This is a genomic window from Lacticaseibacillus baoqingensis, from assembly GCF_003946165.1.
Taxonomy (GTDB): Bacteria; Bacillota; Bacilli; order Lactobacillales; family Lactobacillaceae; genus Lacticaseibacillus; species Lacticaseibacillus baoqingensis.
Window position 1 is genome coordinate 1 of record NZ_RHOI01000048.1, and the last position, 13,304, is coordinate 13,304.

Genomic DNA, 13,304 nt, shown 5'->3' on the forward strand with positions numbered 1-13,304 from the left:
GAACACAGAAGTTAAGCTTCTCTACGCCGAGAGTAGTTGGTGGGCAACTGCCTGCGAGGGTAGGAAGTCGCCACGCTGTATTTTATTCCGGATTAGCTCAGTGGTAGAGCACCTGACTGTTAATCAGGGTGTCGTCAGTTCGAGCCTGACATCCGGAGTTGCATGGAGAGTTGTCCGAGAGGCCGAAGGAGCATGGTTGGAAACCATGTATACGGGCTTTACCCGTATCAAGGGTTCGAATCCCTTACTCTCCGTAGATTGCATATGGCCCGTTGGTCAAGTGGTTAAGACACCGCCCTTTCACGGCGGTAACATGGGTTCAAATCCCGTACGGGTCACTTAGTTGGAGGATTAGCTCAGTTGGGAGAGCGTCTGCCTTACAAGCAGAGGGTCATAGGTTCGAGCCCTATATCCTCCATTTTTTTTATTCTGATTACGGTTCCATGGTCTAGTTGGTTAGGACGCCTGCCTGTCACGCAGGAGATCACGAGTTCGAGTCTCGTTGGAACCGGCATATAAAAAACACTCACCGTTTGGCGGTGGGTGTTTTTTTGACTTTAGGGTCAAAAAATAGCCTCGCCGCAGCGAGGCTAAAGGTTAACCATGGAGCCGGGTCAAATTAAAGATCACGATCATGATGATGCTGGCCCAGTCATAAATGATCGGCCGCATTGGGGTGACTCTTGGGCTGATCAAGCAAGGGATCACTAACAGGCAACCGGCAGCGATCAAGGTCAACTGTTGGGTCCAATAGCCTGCCGCGATCACCGCCAATAAGGCGGCTAATACGCCCCAAATAGGTAGTTGGTCGCTCCACATGGCGAGAATAAACGGCAAGGACAATAACGCCAATACCAGCAAGCTCATCGGGGTGAGCACGTGCATGAGGACCACTAACAGCAAGGTCTGGTTAAAATACACCTGGATGAACCAAAGCGTTGCTTGCCAGCGCGGCTTGAGCGCTTGGGTACTTAAGAGATATGCCAAACCGACTTGCGCGATCACAAGCGGCAATAAGCGCCATTGCCCAATACAAGCCAAGACGCCAAAGACGAGCCCAAGCCCACACCCCCAAGCCACTTGCTTGAGAGGGTGCATCAGCGCTAACGCCAAAGTCATCGCCAGCGCCCAGCCAAGTGGCCAAGACCAAGTCAGACTGCCCCAGGTGTAGAGAATCGGGAAAGCAGCGACTTGAAGAAAACGAGTCGTGCCGAGGAAGAGCTTTTTGACTAACATACAGACGGTCCTTTCGTAATCTCTTCTATGGTACAAAAGCAAACGACGTTAGGCAAAGATATTTCGCCATTTTAATGGAAAAATGGTATGCTTATGGAGTTGCAATACAATTCCCGATGGGGTCCGCACTGCGGACATGCCTTGTAACCGAAATTTTAAGGGGGAAACATAAACTATGCAGGAACGTCACTTATTTACGTCGGAGTCTGTTTCAGAAGGACATCCAGACAAAGTTGCTGATCAAATCAGCGATGCGATCTTAGATGCCATTTTGGCTGAAGATCCACAAGCCCATGTTGCTTGTGAAACCACAGTTACCACCGGATTGGTGTTGGTCGTTGGGGAGATCTCGACGACGGCTTATGTCGATATTCAAAAAATCGTGCGCGAAACGATCCGCGAAATCGGCTATACCAAAGAATCCGGCTTTGATCCTGATTCTGTCGGGGTACTGGTCGCGCTGGACGAACAGTCGCCTGATATTGCGCAAGGGGTCAATGACTCTTACGAAGCCCGTGAAGGCCAATCCGATCCGCTGGATAAGATCGGTGCTGGTGATCAAGGGATGATGTTTGGCTATGCGATCAACGAAACCGACCAATATATGCCATTGCCGATCGCGTTATCGCATCAGTTGATGCAAAAAATCGCGGCATTGCGCAAGACTGGCAAGATCAGCTACTTACGCCCAGATGCCAAAGCGCAAGTGACCGTTGAATACGACGATGACCAAAAGCCGGTGCGTGTGGATACCGTCGTGGTTTCCACGCAACATGATCCAGAAGCGACCTTAGAGCAGATCCGCAAAGACGTCGAGGAACAAGTGATTCGTGCGGTCATCCCGGCTAACTTGTTGGATGCGCAAACGAAGATCTATGTGAACCCAACCGGCCGCTTTGTGTTAGGCGGGCCGCAAGCTGACTCTGGTTTGACCGGGCGTAAGATCATCGTGGATACTTATGGCGGGTTCGCCCGGCATGGCGGCGGCTGTTTTTCTGGTAAAGACGCCACTAAGGTGGATCGTTCCGCGTCATACGCGGCGCGTTACATCGCCAAAAACGTGGTAGCAGCCGGCTTAGCTGACCGCATGGAAGTGCAGCTGGCTTATGCGATCGGCGTGGCTCAGCCGGTTTCTGTGTCAGTCGACTGCTTTGGCACGAATAAAGTTGCCGAAGATGTGATCCAACAAGCGATTCGCGAAAACTTTGACCTGCGCCCTGCAGGGATCATTCAAATGCTTGACTTGCGCCGGCCGATTTACAAACAAACGGCGGCTTATGGTCATTTTGGACGTACAGATGTTGATCTTCCTTGGGAACACCTCGATAAAGTCGATGTGTTAGCTAAGTACTTAGATTAAACGAGTGAAGAGGCGGCCATTACCGGAGGATCCGGTAGTGGCTGCTATTTTTTTGGAAAAATAGAAAGGACGGTAATATGCCGAAAAAAACAACCAATGTGGTGGCGGTGACCATCGCGATCTTTATCGCGACGTTCATGACTGCCATCGAAGGGACCATCGTTTCCACTGCCTTACCCACGATCGTCGGCGAGTTGCATGGCGTGCAGTTGATGAATTGGATCATTTCGATCTACTTGCTGACCAATGCCATGGCAACGCCGGTATTTGGCAAGCTGGCCGATCGCAGCGGCCGCAAGCCGGTATTTTTGATCGGTTTGGCGATTTTTGTCACCGGGTCACTTTTATCCGGCTTATCCAACTCGATGCCGGTTTTGATCGTGATGCGGGCGCTGCAAGGCATCGGTGCCGGGGCGATCATGCCAGTCACGTTTACTATCATTGCCGATATCTATCCGTTTGAAAAGCGCGCAAAAGTCTTGGGCTTCAATGGTTCGGCATGGGGGATCGCGGCATTGGTCGCACCTTTATTAGGCGGTTTCATCGTCGAGCGGCTGTCTTGGCATTGGATCTATTTTATCAATGTGCCGATCGGCTTGCTTACAATGGTATTGGTGGCCGTTTATCATCATGAAGACTTCCACCCGCAAAAAGCCCCGATCGATTACTTTGGCGCATTGTGGCTGGTGTTAGGACTGCTGTTTTTGCTGTTAGGATTTCAAGCCCTGGCCGGCACCCATGGGGTGTGGGCCTTGTTGGGGTGGCTGGCGGCAGCAGGCGGGTGTTTGGCGCTGTTTTGGCGGCAAGAAAAGCGGGCGGTCGATCCGATCATCGACTTGGCGCTGTTTAAGAATCACGCGTTCGTGATCACTAATGTCATTGCCGCGTTGATCTCTGGGTTTGTGATCGGCTATGAAGCGTATATGCCGATGTGGGTCCAAGGGATCTTAGGCTTAGGTGCAGCACTAGGCGGTTTTGCGATCACCCCAAGTTCAATGTTGTGGATCGTGGGGTCATTCGTCGCTGGCCGGCTGTTAGTGGTGACCACGCCTAAAAAGATCATGACCATGGCATTAGGGGTGTTATTGGCAGGCAGCATTTTGTTGGCGCTCGTTCCTCAAACCACGCCATACTGGGCCTTTTTGGCGATCGCCTGCGGCTTGGGTTTTGGCTTTGGGAATGTGATCACCACCACGACGGTCCGTGCTCAAGCGGTGGTGGCTGAGGCTGTCGTTGGGGTGGCGACCAGTTTCAATACCTTGTGCCGCACCTTGGGTCAGACGCTGATGGTTTCAGTGTACGGGGTCGTGTTGAATTTGAAAATGGCCCAAGGCGTTGCGGCTCATCCCGGGTTGAAGCTGGATATGCTCAATCAATTGATCGATCCGCAAAAAGCCAAGCAATTGGCGCCTGCGGTGGTGACGCCGCTGCGGCACATTTTGTATACTGGGCTGCATGGGATCTATTGGTGCACCGTGGTGATCGTCGGCTTGGCGATCGTGGCCAATTGGTTTGATCGCGATCAAAAGCTCAGTGACCAAGGGTGAGCGCGGATGAAAACTTTCCTCAAAGCGCATGCCGTGTTACCGTAAAAGAGACGTTCGCAATCGCACTGATAGGAGGAAACTTGGCTTTGGCTGTTGAAAACAACCGGCAATATCATTTTGCCCCATCTTCAAAACATCATATGACCATTCATTGGCATAGCTTCGCGGCATTAGATACGCCGATCGAAGCGGCGAGCTTAACCGCACGTGCGGCGATCGTTGGGCGGATCGGCTTATTGATGCTCAGCTGCGGCACTGGGGCGTGGCGGGTGCGCGCGGCGATGGATACCATTGCGCGGGCGCTGGGTTTGACTTGTGCTGCCGATGTCGGTTTGATCTCGTTGTCGTATACCTGCTTTGATCATGGTCATCATTACACCCAAACGCTCAGCTTGCCTGCCAGTGGCGTCAATACCGACAAGTTGACCACGTTAGAGCGTTATGTGGCGCAGTTTGCCGAAACAGCGCTTGAATTGACCGCTCATCAGATCCATGACCAGCTGGATGCGATCGAAAAAAAGCCTGGCAATTTTACTGCATTGCAAGCTGGGTTGGCATCTGGTTTAGCCTGTGCCGCCTTCGTGTTCTTGCTGGGCGGCGGGCCGATCGAAATGGTCGGGTGCTTTTTTGGCGCCGGAGTCGGCAATTATATCCGGCGGCTGATGGGTGCCCATCACATCACGGTGGCAGCGTCGACGGCGGTGTCAGTCGCTGCGGCGTGTTTGGTGTATTTGCTGACATTTAAGGTGTTGGCTTGGGGGGGAGGCGCGTCGCAAACGCATGAAGCCGGCTATATCGGCGCGATGTTGTTTGTGATCCCGGGCTTTCCGTTTATCACCAGTGGGTTGGATATCGCCAAGCAAGACATGCGCTCGGGGTTGGAGCGCGGGACGTTTGCGATCATGGTGATCACGGTCGCGACTTTGACCGGATGGGTCGTGGCGATGTTGGTGCATTTGCAACCGGCCAACTTTATCCCCTTAGGGCTGGGGCCAGCGACCTTATTGGGGTTGCGGTTAGCGGCCAGTTGGTGTGGGGTGTTTGGCTTTTCGATCATGTTCAACTCACCGGTGCGCATGGCGGCGATCGCTGGGATCGTCGGGGCATTGGCCAATACCTTGCGCTTGGAATTAGTCGATTTGACGGTGCCGGCTGCAGCGGCAGCATTTTTAGGGGCATTGTTAGCCGGCTTGTTGGCGAGTCCGCTGAATCGCCGCTTAGGTTATCCGCGCATCTCGCTGACCGTGCCAGCCATTGTGATCATGGTGCCGGGATTATATATGTATCGCGCGATGTTCAATCTTGGATTGAATCATTTTGACATTGGCGCCAGCTGGCTGGTGAAAGCCTTATTGATCGTCGTGGCGTTGCCTTTGGGCTTGGCGGCGGCGCGGATCATCATGGATCGGCAGTGGCGCCACATCGGTTAAGCCAAAAAAAGTGATCAGGGACTGGCCTTGATCACTTTTTTGATGCCTGAAAATGATAGTGATCAATTGGTCATATCTTACTTGAGTGTGACACTGAGATAAATTGTTTATATCTGACCAAAAAATTATGTTTTCTTGACGGTTTGGGTGTACACTAATCTGCGAGTAAGTGCTTACTATCTAATCGCCGGTCGCGATTTAATCGTGCCCGTGGGATCAACTAATTTTTGAGGTGATAAGATGCAAAAAGAGACACTGTATGGTGGGATCGATGTTGGGTCGACGACGGTGAAACTTGTGGTCATGGATGCGCAACATCACACCCGCTTTGCGCGGTATGAACGCCACTATTCGGATGTCAAAGCGGCCAGCAAGCGTGTTTTGGACGAAGCGATCGAGGAATTGGGGCCGAATGTGTCGCTGGCTTGCACCATCACCGGTTCTGGTGGGATGGGGTTGGCGAACCTATTGCAATTGAAGTTTGTTCAAGAAGTGATCGCCTGCACCAAGACTGTTGAAGAGCTGATCCCGCAAACGGATGTCGCTATCGAACTTGGCGGCGAAGACGCGAAGATCACGTTTTTCGGCGCCAGCTTGGAACAGCGGATGAACGGCTCTTGTGCCGGTGGGACCGGCGCGTTCATCGATCAAATGGCGACCTTGTTGAAAACTGATGCCGATGGGTTGAACAAAATGGCCCGCAATGCCCAAACTTTGTATCCGATCGCCAGCCGTTGTGGGGTGTTTGCCAAAACTGATGTGCAGCCATTGATCAACGATGGGGCGCATAAAGAAGATATTGCCGCCAGCATTTTTCAAGCCGTGGTCAATCAAACGATTTCCGGTTTAGCAGCTGGCCATAAGATCCGCGGCAATGTCGCTTTTTTAGGCGGGCCATTGTACTTCATGGATCAATTGCGGGAACGCTTCATCGAAACCTTGCACTTGACCCCGGAGCAAGTGGTGTTCCCAGAAGACCCGCAACTGTTTGTGGCTAAAGGCGCGGCGTTGTATGCCAGCGACCAGCCGCAAACGACTTTGGTGGCCTTAGAAGATAAGCTGGAGCATGGCGATGACTCGGGGATGCACCCGACGTCATCATTGGCGCCGTTATTCAAAGATGATGATGAATTGCAAGAATTCCGCAAGCGCCATGCTCAAGCACGCGTCGATTCGCGGGACTTGCAAAGCTATCGCGGGGTGGCGTATTTGGGTATCGATGCCGGGTCGACGACGACCAAAGTCGCGTTGATGTCAGACGACGATAAGCTGCTTTATACGTATTATGACTCCAATGATGGCGATCCGCTGGAAAAAACCAAGCAGATCTTGCGGGATCTGCACCAACACATGCCAGCCGGTGTGACGATCGGCAAAACGGCGGTGACCGGCTATGGGGAGCATTTGATCAAAAATGCGCTGATGGTCGATATCGGCGAAGTTGAAACGGTGGCCCATTATCGGGCCGCGCATCACTTCCAACCAGATGTCGATTTCATCTTAGATATTGGCGGCCAAGACATGAAGGCCATGACGATCAAAAACGATGCGTTATCCACCATCAAGCTTAATGAAGCTTGTTCTAGTGGTTGCGGCTCATTTTTAGAGACTTTTGCCACCGGCTTGAACTATGACATCAAAGACTTCGCCCAAGCAGCGCTGTTGGCCAAGCATCCGTCTGATCTTGGCTCACGGTGTACCGTGTTTATGAACTCTAAGGTCAAGCAAGTCCAAAAAGAAGGCGCCAGCATCGGGGATATCGCCGCGGGGCTGTCGGTTTCGATCATCAAAAACGCGCTGTTCAAGGTGATCAAGATGCGCAAAGCCGAAGACATGGGGCACCATATCGTTTGCCAAGGCGGCACATTTTATAACGAAGCCGTTTTGCGCGCATTTGAAAAAATTGCCGGAGTCGATGTGATCCGACCAAACATTGCCGGCTTGATGGGGGCTTACGGTGCGGCTTTGATCGCCAAAGATGCTTATTCCGCCGGGGATGAAACCACTTTGTTGAGTGTCGATCAACTGGATGATCTGAGCTTTACCAAAGAATATATGCATTGTGGCGGCTGCGAAAACAACTGCGCATTGACCATCACCATTTTTAATGACGGCCGCCGCTTTGTGACCGGCAATCGCTGTGAAAAAGGTGAAGCCCGCGGCTTGCGCCAACACCTCACCAAAGAAAACGGCAAGATCAACTTGATCGAAGAAAAGTACAAGCTGCTGTTTTCCTACCGCCCATTGCGCAAGAAACTGGCCACGCGCGGCGTGATCGGCATTCCGCGCGTTTTGAACATGTATGAAAACTACCCGCTGTGGCAGACTTTCTTCACGAAATTAGGCATTCGTGCAGAATTGTCACCCAAAGGCACGCAAGCCCAATATGAAAAAGGGATGGAAACCATTCCGTCTGATACGGTGTGCTTCCCGGCCAAGCAAGTGCACGGGCATATCCAAGCCTTGATCGATAAAGGCTACAAGCGCATTTTCTACCCGGCAGTGGTGTATGAAGTCCAAGAAGATGAACACCAAGCCAACCACTTCAACTGCCCGATCGTGCAAAGCTATCCAGCCGTGATCCGCAATAATGTGGATGAGATCACCAACGGCAGCATCGACTACCGCGATCCCTACTTGAATTTGGCCGATCGCAAAGCCTGCGTCAAGAATCTGTATGAATGCTTCAAAGACCTTGATATCAGCGAAAAAGAAATTGCCGATGCTTTAGACGCCGGCTATGCCGAACTAGAAAACTTCAAGCAAAAGATCCGCAATCGCGGCGAAGATACGCTGCGGATGCTGCGCGATACGGGTGAACACGGCATTGTGTTAGCCGGACGGCCGTATCATTTGGATCCAGAAGTCAATCACGGCATTTCGCAGTTGATGACGGCAGAAGGCTTTCATGTGCTGACCGAAGATTCGATCGCGCACTTAGGCGATGTCCAAGGTTTGCGGGTGGTCAACCAGTGGACGTATCATTCCCGTTTGTATGCTGCTGCGCGTATCGCGGCGAAGACGCCGCAGCTTGAATTTGTGCAGCTGAATTCGTTTGGTTGTGGGATCGATGCGATCGATGCCGATCAAATCGAAGAGATCATGAATCAATACAACCGCCTTTATACGAGCTTGAAGATCGATGAAGGCACGAACATGGGCGCGATCCGCATTCGGCTGCGCAGCTTAAAAGCCGCCGTTTCCGAACGCACCAAGCGCAAGATCATGCCAGAAAAGCTGTCTGCTGACCCAACACCAGTCGACTTTACCCAAGACATGCGCAAGGCAGGATACACCTTATTGCTGCCGATGATGTCACCGATCCATCAACACGGCTTGGTCGATGTGGCCTTGCAAGCCAGCGGCTACAACGTGGTCAACTTGCCTATGGATGACCGCAAAGCCGTCGATGTCGGCCAAAAATTTGTCAATAACGATGCTTGTTACCCCGCGATCATCTCCATCGGGCAAATGCTCGAAGCGCTGCAAAGCGGTCAATATGACCTCAACAAAACGGCGGTGATGATGACGCAAACTGGCGGGGGATGTCGGGCGACCAACTATATCCCGTTGATTCGCAAGGCCTTAAAAGACGCCGGTTTTGCCCAGGTACCGGTGGTGTCATTAAGCCTTGGCAATCAAGGGGTCGAAGAAACTCCAGGCTTCAAGTTCACCTTGCCGCTGTTAAAGCGTGCTGCGATCGCCTTTTTGTACGGGGACTTGTTTGAACGCGTGGTTTATCGCACGCGGCCATATGAAACCGAACCAGGCATAATCGATAAGATGCACGAAAACTGGCTAAAACTCGTGCGGCCATCGGTTGAAAAAGGGTCGTTCCGCGAATTTAAGCAAAACGTCGCCCAAATCGTCAAAGACTTCGATACGGTGCCGCTCACTGACGCCGTGAAGCCAAAAGTAGGGGTCGTCGGGGAGATCTTAGTCAAATATTCCCCGATCGCCAACAACAACATCGTGCGCTTACTGGAAAAAGAAGGTGCCGAAGCCGTTGTGCCAGATATTGTCGGGTTTATGAACTACAGCTTGTACAACCAGCTGTACAAGTACGAACACTTAGGTGCAAAAGCCAGTGCCAAGTACTTTGCTGAATTTGCCATGGGTGTGATCCGCTGGTGCGAACAACCGATGCAAAAGGCATTAACCGCTTCTAAGCGGTTTGAAGGCATCGAAGCGATCAAAGAAATCGCCGACGATGCGTCCAAGATCTTAAGCTTAGGCAATCAAACCGGTGAAGGGTGGTTTTTGACCGGTGAAATGATCGAACTGTTGAAGTCCGGCGTGCCTAACATCATCTGCATGCAGCCATTCGGCTGCTTGCCTAACCATATCGTTGGCAAAGGCATGATCAAAGAGTTGCGGCGGCAATTCCCAGGCGCAAATATCTCACCGATCGACTACGATCCAGGGACTAGTGTCGTCAATCAGCTCAACCGCATTCGCTTGATGTTAGCGACTGCCAATAAGCATTTGGCAAAAGCGGCTGTCAGTGTCGGCTAAACTTTTATAAAAAATGCCCAAAAGCGGTTCCTTGCTTGGCTGTGCGTGCTATATTTAATAGCAAGAAGCCAAGCGAGGATGATGAGTAAGATGGGGTTAGATATGCAAACAATATTCGGTCAAGCCCTCGACAATCGGGGACTATCACGCAAACAACAGGCGGTTTTGAATGCCAGCTTGGTTTTGTTTGCAGAGCAAGGCTATGATGGGACCTCAACGGCGGACATTGCGCACAAGGCCGGCGTTTCTGAAGGCACGATCTTCAAACGCTTTCGCACCAAAGAAGGGCTTTTGCAGGCGATTTTAGAACCATTTTTGAATCAAGTGATCCCGCAAGCTGCCGGAGAGTTTGTTTCTGACTTGGCAGACAAGCGCTTCCCTCATTTTAAAGACCTGTTGGCGTATGGGATTCGTGATCGAATCGATTTCGTCACCGCCAATCGTCCAGAGATGAAGATCTTCATCCAAGAAATTGGCAAAAATCCCATCTTGTTGGTGCAAATGACGAATATGTTGGCCGATGCGCTGCGCGAATCGTTCAACGACGTCTTCAAGGTGTATCAAGATAAAGGCGAACTCGTGCAATGGGAGTCGATGCGCATCATGCGTTATGTGACGTCGGTGCTGATCGGGTACATGATCCCTAATGTGATCATGGATGATATGCCAGTTGATAAAGAACACGTGACCCAAGAAGCAGTCGAATTCCTGCTGTTAGGACTGACGCCGCGCGCATAAAAAAACACCCCCTAAAATCTTAGGGGGTGTTTTTTTTGATCAGTATCCATAGCTGGCATGTGAGGGGTTAGATTTGTCTGCCTGTTGGCTGATCAAGCAGTTGCGATGGTGATAAAAAAATAAATGACGGCCGATATAATCGGACGTAAAGCGCTTTTCGTGTGCACGAAAAAAGTCAAGGGTTGATTTATAATCATTCTAATGTACAATAGAGGCGTATCGAACATAAGGAGGTTTTTCACATGAGTTTAGTAGGAAAGCAAATCGAACCATTCAGCGCACAAGCATATCTTAACGGGGAATTTGTCACCGTGACAGATGCGGATCTTAAGGGTCATTGGAGTGTTGTCATGTTCTATCCGGCAGACTTTTCTTTTGTTTGCCCGACTGAGTTGGAAGACTTGCAAGACCAATACCAGACCTTACAATCATTAGGGGTCGAGGTCTATTCTGTCTCTGAGGATACCCATTTTGTTCATAAGGCTTGGCATGATGAATCCGACGCCGTGGGCAAGCTGCAATATGCCATGATCGGCGATCCATCGCACCAGCTGGCGCGGATGTTTGATGTGCTTGATGAAGAAGCGGGCTTGGCCCAACGCGGCACATTTATTCTCGATAAAAACGGGGTCGTGCAATCGTTAGAGATCAACGCAGACGGTATTGGCCGCAACGCCAGTGAATATATTGATCGGATCAAAGCCGGTCAATATGTTGAAACGCATCCTGGTGAAGTTTGCCCAGCCAAGTGGAAGGAAGGCGCCGAAACGTTGACGCCAGGCCTGGATCTTGTGGGGAAGATCTAACATGCTGGACAAGACGTTGACCCAACAGTTGACGGCTTATTTCAAGCTCTTGCAAAAGCCGGTTGTTTTCCGTTATGATGCGCAAGCCGATGACAACGGCCAAAAGTTGCAAGATTTCTTGAATGAAGTCGTCGCCTTAGATCCGAAATTGAGTTTAGAAAAAGCGGCGTTAAAACGCCAGCCCAGCTTCACCGTCGATCAAGTGGGGGCGGAGCCATCAGGGATCGTTTTTGCCGGGATCCCGTTGGGGCATGAATTTGAATCCTTCGTGTTAGCGGTGTTGCAAGTGTCCGGCCATGCGCCGAAAATCACGGATGCCCAGCGCCAGCAAATCGCGGCGATCGATTCTGACTTGCAGTTTGAAACCTTTGCCAGTTTAAGCTGCCACAACTGCCCGGATGTCGTGCAAGCGCTCAACATCATGAGCATTTTGAACCCGCATGTTTCTCATACCATGATCGAAGGCGGCATGTATCAAGCTGAAGCCGAAGCCAAAGACATCATGGCGGTGCCGACGGTTTTTCTAAACGGTGAGGAATGGCATAATGGGCGCGCAACGTTAAGCGACTTGCTGGCAAAAGTGGCGGGGCACACTGGCCCGGCACCAGTTGATGCAGGCGCGCAAGCGAAGCTTTATGATGTGTTGATCATCGGCGGCGGCCCAGCCGCTGGCGCTGCGGCAATCTATACCGCGCGCAAGGGCTTGGCGACGGCGATCGTGGCCGATCACATTGGCGGTCAGCCGCTGGAAACCGTGGGCATCGAAAATCTCCCTGGCACTGACTATATCGAAGGCGAAAACTTGATGCAAAACATCCAAGCGCAGCTGACCAAATACGCCGTGACGCTGTTAGGCGGCCAAACGGTGACCGGCATCACCCCAGGGACTCCAGTCAAGGTGCAATTAGCCGGTGATACGGCGCTGCAAGCCAAAACCGTGATCGTTGCCACCGGGGCGCACTGGCGCAACCTTGGCGTGCCTGGTGAAGATGAGTTCCGCAATAAAGGGGTGGCCTATTGCCCACATTGTGACGGCCCATTGTATAAAGGCAAGGATGTTGCCGTCGTTGGCGGCGGCAATTCTGGGATCGAAGCGGCGATCGATTTGGCTGGCATTGCCAAGCATGTCACCGTGCTCGAATTTGCCCCAGAGATCTCCGCTGACGCTGTATTAGTGGCCAAAGCCCGCTCGTTGGCAAATGTGACGCTGATCGCCAATGCCCAAACTACCGCCGTTACCGGGGATGGCCGCGTCAATGGCTTAGACTATACCGACCGGGCGACTGGCACCAGCACGCATTTGACGCTGGATGGGGTTTTTGTCCAGATCGGCTTAGTGCCGAATACGGAATGGGTGCAAGACACCTTGACCACGAATGCCCATCATGAAATCGTGGTGGACAAAAAAGGCGCCACCAATGTTGCCAACATTTTTGCTGCCGGCGATTGTACCGATGCGGCTTATAAGCAGATCGTGATCGCCATGGGTGCTGGTGCTACGGCAGCGCTGAGCGCATTTGATGCACTCGTGCGGCAATAGCATTGACTTAAGGGGTTTAACCGCAAATAAAAAAACTCAACTGCTAGTCCAAAAGTGAACTGAACCCTCTGAGTTGGAGGAAATCTAACTCAGGGGGTTTTACTATGCAGTTTTCTGTTCAAGATAAGATCA

8 protein-coding genes, 5 tRNA genes and 1 riboswitch are annotated in these 13,304 nt (G+C 51.7%); of the genes, 12 read left to right on the plus strand and 1 reads right to left on the minus strand.

The window, feature by feature from the left end; genetic code table 11:
• The first annotated feature begins 86 nt into the window (after positions 1-86).
• The 5 genes from EKM91_RS13045 to EKM91_RS13065 all read left to right on the plus strand — a co-directional run bounded on the left by EKM91_RS13045 (position 87) and on the right by EKM91_RS13065 (position 511).
• Positions 87-158 (plus strand) — tRNA-Asn (locus EKM91_RS13045).
• A gap of 6 nt (positions 159-164) precedes the next feature.
• A tRNA-Ser gene (locus EKM91_RS13050) sits at positions 165-254 on the plus strand.
• 12 nt (positions 255-266) lie between these two features.
• A tRNA-Glu gene (locus EKM91_RS13055) sits at positions 267-338 on the plus strand.
• A gap of 7 nt (positions 339-345) precedes the next feature.
• A tRNA-Val gene (locus tag EKM91_RS13060) sits at positions 346-418 on the plus strand.
• Positions 419-437: 19 nt separating this feature from the next.
• Positions 438-511, plus strand: a tRNA-Asp gene (locus EKM91_RS13065).
• Positions 512-597: 86 nt separating this feature from the next.
• On the opposite strand, the gene EKM91_RS13070 is transcribed toward EKM91_RS13065, so the two are convergent.
• Positions 598-1,236 carry a hypothetical protein gene (locus EKM91_RS13070; protein ID WP_125754340.1) on the minus strand — a complete coding sequence of 213 codons (639 nt, stop codon included), beginning with the start codon at positions 1,234-1,236 and terminating at the stop codon, positions 598-600.
• A gap of 94 nt (positions 1,237-1,330) precedes the next feature.
• A riboswitch (SMK box riboswitch) is annotated at positions 1,331-1,414 on the plus strand.
• Here EKM91_RS13070 and metK point away from each other — a divergent pair.
• The 7 genes from metK to ahpF all read left to right on the plus strand — a co-directional run bounded on the left by metK (position 1,412) and on the right by ahpF (position 13,172).
• Entirely contained in the window at positions 1,412-2,596 is a 1,185-nt protein-coding gene (metK, locus tag EKM91_RS13075; protein WP_125754341.1) for a methionine adenosyltransferase, read from the plus strand. Its footprint overlaps the riboswitch before it by 3 nt.
• A gap of 77 nt (positions 2,597-2,673) precedes the next feature.
• Positions 2,674-4,143, plus strand: coding sequence for an MDR family MFS transporter (locus EKM91_RS13080; protein ID WP_125754342.1), 1,470 nt, complete (start codon positions 2,674-2,676; stop codon positions 4,141-4,143).
• A gap of 140 nt (positions 4,144-4,283) precedes the next feature.
• Positions 4,284-5,573 (plus strand): threonine/serine exporter family protein, encoded by a 1,290-nt coding sequence (locus EKM91_RS13085; RefSeq protein WP_125754347.1) that lies wholly within the window; start codon positions 4,284-4,286, stop codon positions 5,571-5,573.
• A 240-nt stretch (positions 5,574-5,813) separates the two neighbouring features.
• Positions 5,814-10,088, plus strand: coding sequence for a 2-hydroxyacyl-CoA dehydratase (locus EKM91_RS13090; protein ID WP_125754343.1), 4,275 nt, complete (start codon positions 5,814-5,816; stop codon positions 10,086-10,088).
• 102 nt (positions 10,089-10,190) lie between these two features.
• Positions 10,191-10,826, plus strand: coding sequence for a TetR/AcrR family transcriptional regulator (locus EKM91_RS13095; protein ID WP_164508602.1), 636 nt, complete (start codon positions 10,191-10,193; stop codon positions 10,824-10,826).
• A 242-nt stretch (positions 10,827-11,068) separates the two neighbouring features.
• Entirely contained in the window at positions 11,069-11,632 is a 564-nt protein-coding gene (gene ahpC / locus EKM91_RS13100) for an alkyl hydroperoxide reductase subunit C (RefSeq protein ID WP_125754345.1), read from the plus strand.
• A gap of 1 nt (position 11,633) precedes the next feature.
• Entirely contained in the window at positions 11,634-13,172 is a 1,539-nt protein-coding gene (gene ahpF, locus EKM91_RS13105) for an alkyl hydroperoxide reductase subunit F (protein WP_125754346.1), read from the plus strand.
• The last annotated feature ends 132 nt before the right edge of the window (positions 13,173-13,304 follow it).

Coding starts and splice junctions, on each gene's coding strand:
- EKM91_RS13070 (WP_125754340.1), bottom strand. CDS start 1,236: ATGTTAGTCAAAAAGCTCTTCCTCGGCACGACTCGTTTTCTTCAAGTC.
- metK (WP_125754341.1), top strand. CDS start 1,412: ATGCAGGAACGTCACTTATTTACGTCGGAGTCTGTTTCAGAAGGACAT.
- EKM91_RS13080 (WP_125754342.1), top strand. CDS start 2,674: ATGCCGAAAAAAACAACCAATGTGGTGGCGGTGACCATCGCGATCTTT.
- EKM91_RS13085 (WP_125754347.1), top strand. CDS start 4,284: ATGACCATTCATTGGCATAGCTTCGCGGCATTAGATACGCCGATCGAA.
- EKM91_RS13090 (WP_125754343.1), top strand. CDS start 5,814: ATGCAAAAAGAGACACTGTATGGTGGGATCGATGTTGGGTCGACGACG.
- EKM91_RS13095 (WP_164508602.1), top strand. CDS start 10,191: ATGCAAACAATATTCGGTCAAGCCCTCGACAATCGGGGACTATCACGC.
- ahpC (WP_125754345.1), top strand. CDS start 11,069: ATGAGTTTAGTAGGAAAGCAAATCGAACCATTCAGCGCACAAGCATAT.
- ahpF (WP_125754346.1), top strand. CDS start 11,634: ATGCTGGACAAGACGTTGACCCAACAGTTGACGGCTTATTTCAAGCTC.